The sequence below is a fragment of the Actinomadura nitritigenes genome (assembly GCF_017573545.1).
In the GTDB taxonomy this organism is placed as follows: Bacteria; Actinomycetota; Actinomycetes; order Streptosporangiales; family Streptosporangiaceae; genus Spirillospora; species Spirillospora nitritigenes.
The window spans coordinates 121914-136277 of record NZ_JAGEOK010000021.1 but is presented as its reverse complement, the minus strand read 5'-3'; the positions used below and the strand labels follow the sequence as shown (position 1 = coordinate 136277).

Genomic DNA, 14364 nt, shown 5'->3' with positions numbered 1-14364 from the left:
GATCAGGTATTCCGGCCGACCCTGGAGGGCTCCATGCCCGGCTACCGCGACTTCGTCCCGCGCCAAGGCTTCCAGCCGACCCTGGCGCTGTCTCCCGACGCGGGCACCGTGGCCTACTCGAGCAACGCCGCCGGGCGCTTCGACCTGTGGACGGTGCCCGTCGCGGGCGGCGTGCCCCGGCGGCTGACCCGGCTGCCCGACCGGGCCGTCCGGCGGATCGCGTGGGCCCCGGACGGCAAGAGCCTCGTCTTCACCGCCGACCGCGACGGCGACGAGCAGTACCGGCTGTACCGCCTCGACCTGGACGGCGACGGCGGCCGGCCGGGCGCCGGCGGCCCCGTCGAGATCGGCGCGGGCCCGCGGTGCCAGCGGGTCCTGCCCGCCGCGCCGTTCGACGCCGAGGGGCGCCGCCTGGTCTACGCGGCGAACGACCGCGACGAGACCGTCCAGGACGTGCTCGTCCGCGACCTCGCGGAGGACACCGAGCGGCGGATCGAGCCGCCGCCGGGCGTGGTCTTCCAGCCGGTCGGGATCTCCCCGGACGGGCGGTGGCTGCTGACCGGCGGGTTCCGGTCCCACACCAGGGTCGCCGCGTACCTGACCGACCTGCGGGACGCGTCCGCCGCACCGGTGTGCGTCACCGCCGACCACGGCGACGGGCTGTTCGAGCCGGGCCCGTGGGCGGCCGACTCCACGGGCTTCTACCTGCGCACGGACCTGTGGGGGGAGTTCGTCGCCGGGGCGTTCTACCGGCTGGCCACCGGGAGCCTCGAACCGGTCGCCCAGCACGACTGGGACGTGGAGCGCATCGAGGTCGCGGGCGAGACGCTCGTCTGGTCGGTCAACGAGGACGGGTGCTCCGTCCTGCACGCGCGCCACGCCGACCACCCGCTGCCGCTCCCCGACGTCCCGCCGGGCGTCGTCTCCGCGCTGGCGCTCGCGCCGCGCGCCGAGCCGCTGGTCGTCCTGCTCGACACCGCCACCCGGCCCGCCGAGATCGCCGTCCTGGACGCGGCGGACGGCGTCCGCTACCTCACCGACGCCCGCCCGCCCGCGTTCAAGGCGGGGGCGGTGGAGCCGGTGGAGCCGGAGCCGGTCGTCTACCCGTCGTCGGCGGGACGGTACGTCCACGCGCTGTACTACCGGCCGCGCACGCCGGAGCCGCACCCCGTCCTGCTGTCGATCCACGGCGGCCCGGAGGCGCAGGAACGGCCCCAGTACCTCCGTTCGGGCCTCTACCAGCACCTTCTCGCGCAGGGCATCGCGATCCTCGCGCCGAACATCGCGGGGTCCACCGGCTACGGCGCCCGGCACCAGAGGCTCGTCCACCGCAACTGGGGCGGGTTCGACCTGGACGACCTCGACCACGCGGTCTGCCACCTGCGGTCGGAGCCCGGCGTCGACGCCGCGCGCATCGCCGTGATGGGCGGCTCGTACGGCGGGTTCGCCGCGCTGTCGTGCCTGGCGAGGCTGCCCTACCGGTGGGCGGCCGGGGTGTCGCTGTGCGGGCCCGCGAACCTCGTCGCGCTCGCCCGGGCCTGCCCGCCGACCTGGAAGCACTTCGTCGCGGCCGTCCTCGGCGACCCCGAGACCGACGCCGGGGACCTCAGGCAGCGGTCGCCGATCACCTACGCCGACACGATCACCGCGCCGCTGCTGGTGCTGCAGGGCGCCCGCGACCCGCGGGTCCCGCGCGCGGAGTCGGACCGGCTCGTCGACCGGCTGCGGAGCCGCGGCGTCGACGTCCGGTACCGGGTCTTCGACGACGAGGGGCACGGGTTCACCGACCGCGAGAACGAGCTGCTCGCCTACGAGGAGATCGCGCGGTTCCTGTGCGACCACCTCATCGGCTGATCCGCGGCCGGGTCACGCCGTCTGCGGGACGGCGGAACGCCGCAGCCGCCGCGTGCGGAGCAGCGGGCGGGACCGCAGCGGGATCAGGCACAGGGCGGACGTCGCGGCGGCGGTCACCATCGCCGTCCGCAGGCCGAACGCGGACCCGACGGCCCCGGCGATCACCGAGCCGACGGGCAGCGCGCCCCAGGTGAGGAAGCGGTGGACGGCCGTCGCGCGGGTGGCGAGCTCCGGGGGCGTGGCGAGATGCCGGATGGTGATGGCGTTGACGGCGAACACGCCCTGCCCGACGCCGTTGACGAAGGTGCCCGCCGCGAGCACGGCGGCGGGCCACGGCCCCGACGCCGCCGCGCCCAGGGCGAGGCCGAGCACGGAAGGGACGCCGGCGAGCGCCAGGGACGGCCCGATGCCCGCGCGGTCCGACACGCGCCGGGCGATGAGGCTGCCCAGCGGGAACCCGGCGCCGCCGAGGGCGAGGGCCGCGCCGAGCGCCCACGCGTGCAGGCCGAGGTGCCGGACGGCGAACACCGCGATGAGCGAGTCGTACATGGCGACGCCCAGGTTGTAGAGCGCGCCGCACACCATGATCGGCCGCAGGACGGGGTGCCGGGCCACGAACCGCAGCCCGTCGCCGACGTCCCGCAGGAGCGGGCGCGCCTCGCCGGCGGGCTCGCGCGGCGGCTCGCGGTGCCGGATCAGCGCGAGCGTCGCGACGCTGACGGCGTAGCTGGACGCGTCGGTGAGCAGCGCCCGCACCGCGCCGAGGGCGGTGACGACCGCCCCGGCGATGCCGGGACCGGCGAGCAGCGCGGTCGACTCCGAGAGCGACAGCCGGGTGTTCGCCGCGTGCAGCCGCCCGTCGTCGGTGATCAGCGTGGGCGTGTACGACTGGTAGGCGACCTGGAAGAACACCATGCCGACGCCGGTGACCAGGGCGGCGAGCATCAGGTGCGGCAGTGTCAGCGCACCCGCCCACGCGGCGGCCGGCAGCGACAGGACGGCGAGGGCCCGCACGAGGTCCGCGCCGAGCATGGAGCGGCGCATGCCGAGCCGCGCGACCCAGACCCCGGCGGGCAGCCCGATCAGCAGGAACGGCAGCTTCCCGAGCGCGGCGACGAGGGCGATCCGCATCGTGCCGGCGTGCAGTTCCTGGAGCGCGGTGAGCGGCAGCGCGAGGAGGAAGACCTGGTCGCCGATCAGGCTGACGCTCTGGCCGCTCCACAGCAGCCGGAAGTCCCGCCAGGCGCGGCGGCCGTCCCGCGCGCGGACGTCGTTCGACATGCGCACAGCATCGGATCCGGCGCCCGCGCCGCGGAAGCGGCGGGACCGCCGATCACCGTTAAGATCCCGCCATCCGTCAGAGCGGCGGTTCCAGGTGGGACCAGGGGCGCTCGGCCTCCAGCTGGGCGGCCAGCGCGAGCAGCACGCCCTCGCCGCCGAGGGGGCCGACGAACTGCACGCCGAGCGGCAGGCCGCCGGGCGTCCGGTAGGTCGGGACGCTCATCGCCGGGCGCCCGGTGATGTTGGCGAGCTGCGTGTAGGGGACCGGCGCGAGGTTGGCGATGACGGCGTCCCGCCACTGCTTCGTCCGGGTCAGCGGCCCGGCGAGGCCGAGCGCGAGCGCGGCCCGGCCGACGGCGCGCAGCGGGGCGGGCGTGTCGAGCTCGCCGATGCGGATCGGCGGCCTGGCGAGGGTCGGGGTGAGCAGCAGGTCGTAGCGGGAGTGGAACGCCGCGAGCTGCCGGCCGTAGGTGTTCCAGCGCTCGTGGGCGGCGAAGTAGGCGGGCGCGGACCGGACGCGTCCGGCGGCCGCGACGAGATGGGTGTCCAGCTCGAACGCCGTGCGGGACGCGCCGGTCGCGCGGCGGATCTCGTCGACCGTGTACGCGAGCTGCGTCGACCACATCGCCAGGAAGTCGAACGCGAGGCGCCGCTCGTCGATGCCGGTCGCCGCGGGCTCGACGTCGTGGCCGAGGCCCTCCAGGAGCCGGGCCGCGTCCTCGACGGCGGCGACGGCCTGCGGGTCGACCTCGGTGCCGAGCGGCGACTCGGTGGCGAAGCCGATGCGCAGCCGCTCGGGCGGGCGCCGCGCCAGCTCCGCGTAGGGCAGGTCGGGCTTGGTGGGCAGGTAGGGGCCGCCGGGGTCGGGGGCCGCGGTGAGCACGTCGAGCATCGCGGCGCTGTCGCGGACGGTCCGGGAGACGACGCCGTCGACGGCCGCGCCGTGCAGGTGCTCGGCGTACGACGGCCCGGCGGGGACGAGGCCGCGGCCGGGCTTGAGGCCGAACAGCCCGCAGCAGGCCGCCGGGATGCGGATCGAGCCGCCGCCGTCGTTGGCGCCCGCGACCGGGACGATCCCGGCGGCGACCGCGGCGGCGGACCCGCCGGACGACCCGCCGGGGGTGCGGGCGAGGTCCCACGGGTTGCGGGTGGGGCCGTTCACCTCGGGTTCGGTGATCCCCTTGGCACCGAACTCGGGGGTGTTGGTCTTGCCGAACACGACGAGCCCCGCGTCCAGCCACCGGCGGACGACCTCGGCGTGCTCGGCGGCGGGGACGTCGCGGAGCGCCCGGTTGCCGCTGCCGGTGGGCAGCCCGGCGTAGTCCTGCGACAGGTCCTTGAGGAGGAACGGCACCCCGGCGAACGGTCCGGTCAGCGGCTCGGCGGCGCGGGTCCGCGCGAGGTCGTGCATGGGCCGGACGATCGCGTTGATCCGAGGGTCGACGGCCTCGGCGCGCGCGATCGCGGCGTCCAGGAGCTCGGCCGGGGTCGTCTCGCCGGCGGTGACGAGCGCGGCCAGCCCGACCGCGTCGCGGGCGCGGTACTCGGCGTACTCCACGGCACCCCTCCGTAAAACTAGAAGTCATAGTTTTAGCGTCGGGGGGACATTACACTGGCCGCCGTCCGCCGTCGAGAGGCGGACTCGGGGCGGATCGGGGGAGAGGCGCATGGGCAGGCCGCCGCGCCGGCTGGTGACCCGCGAGGCGATCATGCGGGCCGCGCTCGCGCTGGTCGACGAGCACGGCGCCGACGCCCTGTCGGTCAACCGCGTCGCCGCCGCGCTGGGCGTCAAGGGCCCGTCGCTCTACAACCACATCTCCGGCCGCGACGAGGTCGTCGACGGCATCCGCGAACTGATCGTCGGCGAGATGACGCTCGACCCGACCATCACGCCGTGGACGGCGGCGGTGGACGGCTGGGCCCGCTCCTACCGCGCCGCCTTCGCCGCGCACCCGCGCGCCGTCCCGCTGCTGGCCGCGCGGCCCGTCCGGTCGCGGGCGGCGCTGCGCGCCTACGCCGGCGCGTTCACCGTCCTGCGCCGGGCCGGCTGGCCCGAGGAGCGGCTCCTGCCGCTGGTGCACGCGGTCGAGTACTTCCTGCTCGGCTCCGTCCTCGTCCTCGACGACCCGCCCGGCGGCCCCCTCCCCGGCGAGGACGTCCCGGCCGGGCTCGAACCGATGCTGCACGCCCCGCCCGGCCACCGCGACCTGGCCTTCGAGGCCGGCCTGGCCGCCCTCATCCGGGGCTTCGCCGCCGAACTGGCCGCCCTCCACCCCTGACCGGCGGGTCAGCGAGCCGGGCGGGGACGGTAGGTGAGGTGCGTGACCATGCCGGTGTGCCGCACGCCGGCGGGCTCCAGATCCAGGGAGCCGACGCCGGTGAACAGCCGCTCGCCGGCGCCGAGGACGACCGGGGCGACATGCAGGCGCAGCTCGTCGATCAGCCCGGCGGCGAGGTACTGGTTCACGGTCGAGGCGCCGCCGGCGACCGCGACGTCCGCGTCGCCCGCCGCCTCGCGCGCCCGCGCCAGGGCGGACTCGATGCCGTCGGTGACGAAGTGGAACGTCGTGCCGCCCCGCATCTCGACGGGTCCGCGCGGGCGGTGGGCGAGGACGTACACAGGCGCGTGGTACGGGGGCTCGTCGCCCCACCAGCCGGTCCAGTCGAGGTCCCAGTCGCCGCGGTCGGGGCCGAACATGTTGCGGCCCATGATGAACGCGCCCGCGGCGGTGATCGCCTCCAGCTCCTCGGCGTTGGCCTCGGGCTGCTCGAACATCCAGCGGTGCAGCCGGTCCTCGGCGCCCTCGCCGATCGGGTTCTCCAGGCTCTGGTTCGGGCCGGCGACGTAGCCGTCCACCGACATCGCGATGTCGCAGGTGACCATGCTCATGGGACCGTCTCCCTCGGTGCTCGGCACCCCTTGCGGCGCCTCTCACCCGTTGGTCGGTGCCCGCGCGCGCTTCTCGACACGCCTGCCGAAGAATTCTTCGGCGGGCGTGTCGAGAAGCGCCCGCTACTGCGCGGTGAGGGGTTCCGCGGGCTCCTGCGCGGTGAGGGGCTGCGCGATGTCCTCCAGGCCCTTGCGCTCGGCCTTGACGCCGAGGACCGCCTCCACCAGCCCGGCCGCGATCATCAGGACGGCGCCGACGGCGAACGCGATCGCGGTGTCGCGGGGCACGCCCGTCCCGACGAGCTTGGCGAACAGGAGCGGCCCGGAGATCCCGCCCGCCGCGGTGCCGATCGCGTAGAAGAACGCGATGGCCAGCGCGCGCGTCTCCATCGGGAAGACCTCGCTGACCGTCAGGTACGCCGAGCTGGCTCCGGCGGACGCGAAGAACAGGACCGCGCACCAGCAGGCCGTCAGCGTCGTCGCGGTCAGGTGCCCCTGGTCGAACAGGTACGCGGTGACGAGCAGGAGGGCGCCCGACAGCACGTACGTGCCGCTGATCATCGGCTTGCGGCCCCAGCTGTCGAACAGCGGCGCCAGCAGGAGCGGGCCGAGGAAGTTCCCGGCCGCGATGACCGCGTAGAAGTAGCCGGTGTCGGTGTCGATGCGGAAGAACGTGCTCAGGATGTCCGCGAACCCGAAGGTGATCGCGTTGTAGAGGAACGCCTGCCCGATGAACAGCGCGAACCCGAGGATCGTCCGCTTCGGGTACCGCCGCCACAGCGTCCTCGCGATGAGCCCGAACCCGAGGCTCCTGCGCTGGTGGATGCGGATCGACGCGCCGGGCTCCGGCAGGCGGCCGCCGGTCTCGTCGCGGACCGTCTCCTCCACGTCGCCGACCAGCTGCTCCGCCTGCCGCGTCCGGCCGTGGATGATCAGCCAGCGCGGGCTCTCCGGGACGTGCCGCCGGACGAGCAGCACCACCAGCCCGAGGACGACCCCGAGCGCGAACGCCAGCCGCCACCCCACGTCCACCGCGAACCGCCCGAGGATCGGGATGGTGAGCAGCGCGCCCGCGGCGGCGCCGAGCCAGTAGCTGCCGTTGATGACGATGTCGATCCGGCCGCGGTGCTTGCTCGGGATCAGCTCGTCGATCGCCGAGTTGATCGCCGCGTACTCGCCGCCGATGCCGAACCCGGTGATGAACCGGCACAGGAAGAACCACCACGCCGTCCACGACAGCGCGGTCATCGCGGTGCCCGCCAGGTACACCAGCAGCGTGATCATGAAGAGCTTCCTGCGGCCGAACCGGTCGGTCAGCCAGCCGAAGAACAGCGCGCCGAGGCACGCGCCGGTCACGTAGATCGCGGCGCCGAACCCCGACACCTGGCCGGCGGTGATGGCCACGCCGCTGCCCGGCTTCGCGAGCTGGGGCGCGAGGTTGCCGACGATCGTGACCTCGAGGCCGTCCAGGATCCAGACGGTGCCGAGCCCGATGACGATCATCCAGTGCCAGCGCGCCCACGGCAGCCGGTCCAGCCGCGCGGGGATCCGCGTGTCGACGACGCCCTTTTCCGTGCGTAGCTCTGTCACGGAGACTCCGATTGCCGAACGGCACCTGATCAAACTTCGAGTTGACGGAGTCATGTGAATCAGCAGGTCATCGGCTTCCATTCGCCGTGCCGGCGCGGCACGCGGTGTGCGGCGGCAGCCTCCGGCGGGCCTCCCGCTGGGCGTCCGCGCAATGGCGGGGCGGCCGGTGATTTCGCCGATGGCGGGACGCGGAGGCGGCCGTACGTTCGGGCCGCACGCAATTCCGGGTGGAATTCGCGCCGAGCCCAGAATGGGGTGATCGAAGTGCGTCGAAGACTCCGAACGATGATCGTGGCGATGGTCGCTTTCATGGCGGCCCTCGCCGGGACGGGGCATGCGCTGGCCGCCGCCCCGGCCACGCAGACGGTGACGGTGAGGTACGGCCCGTGGACGATCCCGGGCGGCACCATGGACCGTCCCGGCGAGCTGCCGAACGTGGTGTCGGCGGCGCCGAAACCCTGCTCCAACTGCGACATCGTCGGCGAGAAACCGGACCTGGTGTACGCCGACGGCAGCACCGCCGACATGAACAGCGGCCCGATGCTGCACCACTTCGTCATCTCGAACCTGGCCGCGCACGACACCGTCTGCCCGTTCAGCCCGCTCGGCGACCGGATCTGGGCGTCCGGCGACGAGCGCACCGAGAAGACCATGCCGGACGGTTACGGGCTGCCGGTGAAAAGCTATGACCGCTGGGCCATGCTGACCGATCTGATGAATTACTCGGCGGAACCGAAGACGGTCTACATTTCCATCACATACACCATCGCCGCCGCCGGGGCCACCACGCCGGTGCGGTCGCTGTGGCTGGACGCGGGCGGCTGCCTCACCTCCGACTACAGCGTCCCGGCCGGGCCGAGCACGCACACCTGGAGCTGGACGTCCACGGTCGCCGGCCGCGTCGTGTTCGCCAACGGCCACCAGCACGCCGGCGGCGTCCACGTGAAGGCGACCGACGACTCGACCGGCACGCTGATCTGCGACTCGCCCGCCACCTACGACACGATGGGCGGGATGCGGACCATCGTGAAGATGGGCACCTGCTCCGGCGACCCGCTCGCGACGGTCCGGTTCGGCGACCGGCTGACCGTCACCAGCTACTACGACTCGCCCGCCGCGAGGAACGACGTGATGGGCATCGTCCACGCCTACATCGCGGAGGGCTGAGCGATGGCCCGTGCACGCATCCGCGGCAAGGCCCTGGCCGGTGCCGCCGCCCTCGCCGCCGCGCTGCTCGCGCTCCCGTCCGCGTCGGCGGCGCCGTCCGGTGCGGTCCCGTACGTCGCCGGCTGGACGGTCGCGGGCCAGAACGTGGCCAACACCCGGTACGCGGCGACCGAGACGGTCATCTCGCCCGGCAACGCCTCGCGGCTCAAGCCGCGGTGGTCGGCGACGCTGGCCGGCAACGTGGCCGCGACGCCGACGGTGTCGCTCGGAACCGTCTACGTGCCCGACTACGGCGGGAAGCTGTCGGCGGTGGACGCGCTCACCGGTGCCGTCCGCTGGCAGCGCCCGGTGTCCGACTACAGCGGCGTGTCCGGCGACGTGTCCCGGACGAGCCCGGCCGTCGCCGGGACGGAGATCGTGTTCGGCGACGGCGTGTCCAGCGTGCCGTCCGACGCCGGCGCCCGCGTCATGGCCGCCGACCGGCTCACCGGCGCGAAGCGCTGGAGCACGCTGATCGACGCCGACCCCGCCGCGATGGTGACGACGTCGCCGGTCGTGAACGGCGACACCGTCTACGTCGGGACGGCGAGCCGCGTCGAGTTCGGCGACGGCCACCCCGTGCGGTTCCGCGGCAGCGTCGTGGCGCTCGACGCGGTGACCGGCGCCGTCCGGTGGCGGCGGTACATGGCGCCCGACGGGTACACCGGCAACTCGGTGTGGGGCGGCTCCTTCGCCGTCGACAACACCACCGGGCGGCTGTTCGTGACGACCGGCAACAACTACACGGTGCCCGACGGCGTCTGCACCCGCCCCGGGCAGCAGGACTGCGAGCAGGGCCCGGACGACAACTACACCGACTCCGTCGTCGCCCTCGACCTGCGGACCGGCGCCGTCGACTGGTCGTTCAAGACGCTGACCGCCGACGTCGGGACGGAGGACTGCGACACCTGCGGCCCCGACTTCGACTTCGGGTCCGCGCCGAACCTCTACCAGGTCGCCGACGGCGGGCACCTGCGCAGCATCCTCGGCATCGGCCAGAAGAGCGGCATCTACTGGGCGCTCGACCCCGCGACCGGAAAGGAGATCTGGCACACCCAGGTCGGCCCCGGCAGCGACCTCGGCGGCATGGAATGGGGCTCGGCGACCGACGGGAGGCGGATCTACGTCGGCATCGGCAACGCCGAGCACGAGGAGTACGACATCGTCGGCGCGGACGGGACGAAGACCACCGTCAACGGCGGGTCGTGGGCGGCGCTCGACGCCGCCACCGGCAAGATCCTCTGGCAGGTCGGCGACCCGTACGGGACGCTCGACGTCGGGTTCCTCAGCGCGGCGAACGGCGTCGTCTACGCCGGCGGCATCAACGGCGCGGCCGACACCATGTTCGCGCTGAACGCCGCCGACGGCAGCGTCCTGTGGCGGTTCGACAGCGGCGGGGCCGTGATCGGCGGCGCGGCCGTCGTCGCGGGGACCGTCTACTGGGGCTCCGGATACTGGTTCGGGCTCTGCTCCGACGGCACCTACGACTGCGCGCAGAACAACAAGCTGTACGCGTTCTCCCCGTCCTGACCCGCCGCGTCCCGTCCTAGCATGAGGTCCGGAACGACTTCGGGGACGGGGAGACGGTGGGACCACTGAAGCGGGCACGGCGGCGTTTCCATCGGGGGACGCCGCTGTGCCTGCTGCTGCTCTTCACCGGGCTGATGGCCATGCACGGCCTCCAGGCGTCCCCCGGCCCGATGGAGATGGCCGCCGCCCCGCTGGCGAGCGCCGGCGGCCCGGCGCACCACCACGTGGTGGTCGGCGACCCGCCGGGCGACCACCACCCGGACCATCCGAGCGGGCAGATGTGCCTGGGGACGCTGCTCGTGTCCCTGCTGGTCGCGCTGCTGTTCGGCCTTCTCCGGGTGATGCGGGTCGCGGTCGCGGCGCGCCCGGCGGTCCGGGCGCCCGTGCCGCGCGGCGGACGCTCCCCGCCCGGCCCGTCCCTTCACCGGTTGAGCGTGCTCCGGCTGTGACAGGCCCACCGGCGCGCCGCTTCGGCGTGCCGCGAGGACCTGTCATGAACCGGCACACGAAAGGCTCGACCCAGTGAAACGCGCAATCGCGCTCGTCGCCGTCCCCGCCCTGGCCTTCGCCCTCGCGGCGTGCGGCGACTCCGGCGACTCCGGCGGCAAGGGCGGCTCCAAGTCGTCCGCGACCCCGTCCATGTCCATGTCCATGCCCGCGACCGCCGCTCAGGCGGCGCACAACGAGCAGGACGTCATGTTCGCGCAGATGATGATCCCGCACCACCGGCAGGCCGTCGAGATGGCCGGGCTCGCCCCGTCCCGCGCGGCGTCCGCGCAGGTCAAAACGCTCGCCGCGGGCATCGAGAAGGCGCAGGCGCCGGAGATCGAGACGATGACCGGCTGGCTGAAGGACTGGGGCGCGCCCGCCCCGATGTCCGGCATGCACCACGACATGCCCGGCATCATGAGCGAGAAGGACATGACCTCGCTCAAGGGCCTCAAGGGCGCCGCCTTCGACAGGGCGTTCCTGCGGATGATGATCGAGCATCACCAGGGCGCCGTGACGATGGCGCGGGCCGAGATCCGCTCCGGTCGGAACGCCGACGCCAAGGCGCTGGCGGCGAGGATCGTCCGCACGCAGACCGCCGAGATCGCCAAGATGCGCGGCCTCCTGAAGTAACGCGGAACGGCGGCCGGACGGGAACCCCCGTCCGGCCGCCGCCCCTCCTGCCGCTCAGCGGCCCTGGAGACCGCGCACGTTGTCGCCGAACGTCCAGCCCTTCGAGCCGTCCCAGTTGACGGACCAGGTCATCAGGCCCTTCAGGGCGCCGCCGAACTGGTTCCACGCCTGGCCGACCAGGCTCGGCGCCATGTAGCCGCCGCCGGCGCCCGGCTGCGCGGGCAGCCCGGGAACCTGCTTGTCGTAGGGCACCTTCACCGTCGTCCCCTGGATGGTCAGGCCGTTGTTGAGGCACTCGGTCTGCTTGACGAAGCCCTCCACGGTCCCCGCGGCGTACGAGTCACCGGAGCAGCCGTACATGCTGCCGTTGTAGTACTGCATGTTCAGCCACCACAGCCGCCCGTTGTCCGCGTACTTCTTGATGATCGGCAGGTAGGCGCCCCAGATCGAGCCGTAGGTGACGCTGCCGCCGGTGACGTACGCGGTCTCGGGGGCCATCGTGAGCCCGAAGTTCGACGGCATCTGCGCGAGCACGCCGTCGATGATCCGGATCAGGTTGGCCTGCGACGCCGACAGCTGGGTGATGCTGCCGCCGCCGGTCAGACCCGTCTCGATGTCGATGTCGATCCCGTCGAAGTCGTACTTCTTCAGGATCGGCACGATCGTCTGGACGAACCGGTCCGCGACGCTGCTCGAACCCAGGTCGATGCCCGCGGCGGCGCCGCCGATCGACATCAGGATCGTCGCGCCCGCCGCCTTCGCCGCGCACATCTCGGCGGGGGTGGCGACCTTGACGGTCGAGTCCATGCCGTCCTCCCACAGGACGGTGCCGTCCGACCGGATCACGGGGAACGCCGCGTTGATCACGTTGTAGCCGTGCCGCCCGATCGCCGGGTCGCCGATCGGCGTCCAGCCGAACGGCGGGTGCACGCCGTTGGACGCGCCGTCCCAGTTCTCCCAGTAGCCCTGCAGGACCTTGCCGGCGGGCCGGGACTTCACCGCGCACGTCCCGTCCCCGGGCGGAGGGCTGGTCGGCGGAGTGGTCGGTGGGCTGGTCGGGGGAGTCGTCGGCGGGGTGGTCGGGGGCGTCGAGACGTCGCACGCGCCCAGGTCGCGCCAGAGCGTGGGCGTGGACGCGGGATTCCAGTTCGCGCCCGGGTAGGCGGTGTGGGCCACGAGCGCCTCGTAACCGTCGCCCTTGTAGGTGACCCTGTCGCCGACCTTGTACGTGGTGCCCTCCGCCCACGCCGCGTACGTGCAGGCGATCGACGGGGCGGATCGCGCCGATGACGGCGCCGACAGCGCGACCAGCGCGACCAGCGACAGGACGACCGCCGCGGCGGCCGAGGCGAGCGCGGCGGCTGCCGCGGACCATCGCTTGTGCTTGAACTGCATCGGGACGACTCCTCGGTAAAGCGGGACACAGAGGAGCCGGTGTCAGAGCCGAACCGTCCCGCGTGCGGGACCCTCCCAAGTCGAGGCGCAAACGACCGGCACGGACGCCATGCGAAGGGTAACCCGGCCGGGCCCGGCCGGAAAGGCCCTACGCGCCCGCTCCGGGGCCGAGGGCGCGCTGCATCAGGATCGTGCTGATCCACCGGCCCTGCTTGTGCCCGACGTCGCTCAGCCGCCCCGCCTCGACGAACCCGAAGCGCCGGTGCAGCGCCACGGACCCGTCGCCGGCGGCGTCGGCGATCACCGCGATCATCTGCCGCATCCCCGCCTTCGCCGCACGTTCCACGAGCTCGCCGAGCAGCGCCGTCCCGAGTCCCTTGCCGAGATGCCGCGGGTCGAGGTAGATCGTGTCCTCGACGGTGTACCGGTACGCCGGCTTCGGCCGCCACGGTCCCGCGTACGCGTACCCGGCCACCTCGCCGTCCGCCTCGGCGACGAGGAACGGCAGGCCCCGCCCCTCCAGGTCGCCGAGCCGCTCCCGCCACTCCGCGACCGTCTGCGGCGTCTCCGCGAACGTCGCCGTGCTGTTCAGCACGTAATGCGCCGCGATCGCCGCCACGCCGTCCAGATCGTCCGCGCGCACGGCCCGCACCAGCGTCATGAGCGTCCTCCTCGAGCCCGGTCCGAGAATGCCACCCGCCGCCGCTCGGCGTCGATCTCGCCGACCACGACGGCGACGGCGTCGCCCGCCCGGACGTCCCCGTCCGGCACGTCGCGGAGCAGGCCCTCGATGCCGTCCGCGACGCGCACGAACGCCCCGAACGGAACGACCTTGGTCACGGTGCCGTCCAGCACGTCCCCCGCCCGGTGGCCGCGGGCGAACGCCCGGAACGGGTCGGGCCGTGTCGCGCGCAGCGACAGCCGGGCCTCGCCGTTCGTGGTGTCGAACTGGAGGAACTCGCACGTCACCCGCTGCCCCACCCGCACGGCGTCGGACGGCGCGTCGAGCCGGCGCCACGACAGTTCGGGCACCGTGACGAAGCCGACGCCCGGGTGGACGGGGTGGCGGGGACCGTCGTCCAGGTCGACGAAGACCCCGAACCGCTCGATCGCCGCCACCACGCCCGGCAGCCGCTCCCCGGTCCGCCGCCCCTCCAGGAACGCCCACAGCTCCGGATGCTCGGTCGCGGCGAGCGAGAGCCAGGCCCTGCCGCGATCGGGATCCGCGGAGAGGACGACGGCGGTGATCCGCCGTCCGGGCTCGATGGGTGCGCGCGGGTCGCGCCAGGACCGGTCGAGCGGCCCGACCACGCCCAGGGGCCGGGCCGGGAACCCGTCGAGGACCACCGAGAGTTCCTGGCGGCGGTCGTCCGCGACGACCCCGCCGCACCGGTCGCCGGGACGCAGGGTGCGGAGGAAGTTCTGGGGGGCGATGTCCGGTTCGGGCATGGTGATCATGGTCTCACGGGGTAGGGCGCGCGTTCGGTGGAAGCATG

General features: G+C 73.6%; 13 protein-coding genes. 6 read left to right on the top strand and 7 right to left on the bottom strand.

Going from position 1 to position 14364, the window contains the following annotated elements; translation table 11 throughout:
- Positions 1–33 precede the first annotated feature (33 nt).
- Entirely contained in the window at positions 34–1854 is a 1821-nt protein-coding gene (locus J4557_RS30215) for a S9 family peptidase (RefSeq protein WP_208270145.1), read from the top strand.
- A 12-nt stretch (positions 1855–1866) separates the two neighbouring features.
- Here J4557_RS30215 and J4557_RS30210 read toward each other — a convergent pair whose 3' ends face one another.
- Positions 1867–3135, bottom strand: coding sequence for an MFS transporter (locus J4557_RS30210; protein ID WP_208270144.1), 1269 nt, complete (start codon positions 3133–3135; stop codon positions 1867–1869).
- A 76-nt stretch (positions 3136–3211) separates the two neighbouring features.
- Complete coding sequence (locus J4557_RS30205; RefSeq protein WP_208270143.1) at positions 3212–4693, bottom strand: amidase; 1482 nt, start codon at positions 4691–4693, stop codon at positions 3212–3214.
- Between the two features lie 109 nt (positions 4694–4802).
- Here J4557_RS30205 and J4557_RS30200 point away from each other — a divergent pair, with 109 nt between their 5' ends.
- Positions 4803–5414 (top strand): TetR/AcrR family transcriptional regulator, encoded by a 612-nt coding sequence (locus tag J4557_RS30200; protein ID WP_208270142.1) that lies wholly within the window; start codon positions 4803–4805, stop codon positions 5412–5414.
- An 8-nt stretch (positions 5415–5422) separates the two neighbouring features.
- Here the strand turns inward: J4557_RS30200 and J4557_RS30195 are convergent, their stop codons facing one another.
- Together J4557_RS30195 and J4557_RS30190 are read right to left on the bottom strand one after the other, a co-directional pair.
- Positions 5423–6025, bottom strand: a complete 603-nt coding sequence (locus tag J4557_RS30195) for a dihydrofolate reductase family protein (RefSeq protein WP_208270141.1) — start codon at positions 6023–6025, stop codon at positions 5423–5425.
- A gap of 123 nt (positions 6026–6148) precedes the next feature.
- Complete coding sequence (locus tag J4557_RS30190; RefSeq protein WP_307800291.1) at positions 6149–7615, bottom strand: MFS transporter; 1467 nt, start codon at positions 7613–7615, stop codon at positions 6149–6151.
- 285 nt (positions 7616–7900) lie between these two features.
- Between J4557_RS30190 and J4557_RS30185 the strand changes: the two genes are divergently transcribed.
- From J4557_RS30185 to J4557_RS30170, 4 genes are all read left to right on the top strand, one after another.
- Positions 7901–8782, top strand: a complete 882-nt coding sequence (locus J4557_RS30185) for a hypothetical protein (protein WP_208270139.1) — start codon at positions 7901–7903, stop codon at positions 8780–8782.
- Between the two features lie 3 nt (positions 8783–8785).
- A complete protein-coding gene (locus J4557_RS30180) occupies positions 8786–10351 on the top strand; it encodes an outer membrane protein assembly factor BamB family protein (protein WP_208270138.1) in 1566 nt (521 codons plus the stop codon).
- 56 nt (positions 10352–10407) lie between these two features.
- Entirely contained in the window at positions 10408–10800 is a 393-nt protein-coding gene (locus tag J4557_RS30175; protein ID WP_208270137.1) for a DUF6153 family protein, read from the top strand.
- 73 nt (positions 10801–10873) lie between these two features.
- On the top strand, positions 10874–11473 hold the full coding sequence (locus J4557_RS30170; protein WP_208270136.1) for a DUF305 domain-containing protein: 600 nt from the start codon (positions 10874–10876) through the stop codon (positions 11471–11473).
- 54 nt (positions 11474–11527) lie between these two features.
- Here the strand turns inward: J4557_RS30170 and J4557_RS30165 are convergent, their stop codons facing one another.
- The 3 genes from J4557_RS30165 to J4557_RS30155 all read right to left on the bottom strand — a co-directional run bounded on the left by J4557_RS30165 (position 11528) and on the right by J4557_RS30155 (position 14317).
- Complete coding sequence (locus tag J4557_RS30165) at positions 11528–12868, bottom strand: carbohydrate-binding protein (protein ID WP_243776560.1); 1341 nt, start codon at positions 12866–12868, stop codon at positions 11528–11530.
- A 148-nt stretch (positions 12869–13016) separates the two neighbouring features.
- The gene (locus tag J4557_RS30160) at positions 13017–13529 is read right to left on the bottom strand and encodes a GNAT family N-acetyltransferase (protein WP_208270135.1); all 513 of its coding nucleotides are present in this window, start codon (positions 13527–13529) and stop codon (positions 13017–13019) included.
- The gene (locus J4557_RS30155) at positions 13526–14317 is read right to left on the bottom strand and encodes a S1 RNA-binding domain-containing protein (RefSeq protein WP_208270134.1); all 792 of its coding nucleotides are present in this window, start codon (positions 14315–14317) and stop codon (positions 13526–13528) included. Before J4557_RS30155 ends, J4557_RS30160 begins: the two co-directional genes overlap by 4 nt.
- Positions 14318–14364 lie beyond the last annotated feature (47 nt).

What these genes read in the sequence shown, in the direction of transcription:
- J4557_RS30215 (WP_208270145.1), top strand. Translation starts at nt 34, where the DNA reads ATGCCCGGCTACCGCGACTTCGTCCCGCGCCAAGGCTTCCAGCCGACC.
- J4557_RS30210 (WP_208270144.1), bottom strand. Translation starts at nt 3,135, where the DNA reads ATGTCGAACGACGTCCGCGCGCGGGACGGCCGCCGCGCCTGGCGGGAC.
- J4557_RS30200 (WP_208270142.1), top strand. Translation starts at nt 4,803, where the DNA reads ATGGGCAGGCCGCCGCGCCGGCTGGTGACCCGCGAGGCGATCATGCGG.
- J4557_RS30195 (WP_208270141.1), bottom strand. Translation starts at nt 6,025, where the DNA reads ATGAGCATGGTCACCTGCGACATCGCGATGTCGGTGGACGGCTACGTC.
- J4557_RS30185 (WP_208270139.1), top strand. Translation starts at nt 7,901, where the DNA reads ATGATCGTGGCGATGGTCGCTTTCATGGCGGCCCTCGCCGGGACGGGG.
- J4557_RS30180 (WP_208270138.1), top strand. Translation starts at nt 8,786, where the DNA reads ATGGCCCGTGCACGCATCCGCGGCAAGGCCCTGGCCGGTGCCGCCGCC.
- J4557_RS30165 (WP_243776560.1), bottom strand. Translation starts at nt 12,868, where the DNA reads ATGCAGTTCAAGCACAAGCGATGGTCCGCGGCAGCCGCCGCGCTCGCC.
- J4557_RS30160 (WP_208270135.1), bottom strand. Translation starts at nt 13,529, where the DNA reads ATGACGCTGGTGCGGGCCGTGCGCGCGGACGATCTGGACGGCGTGGCG.
- J4557_RS30155 (WP_208270134.1), bottom strand. Translation starts at nt 14,317, where the DNA reads ATGCCCGAACCGGACATCGCCCCCCAGAACTTCCTCCGCACCCTGCGT.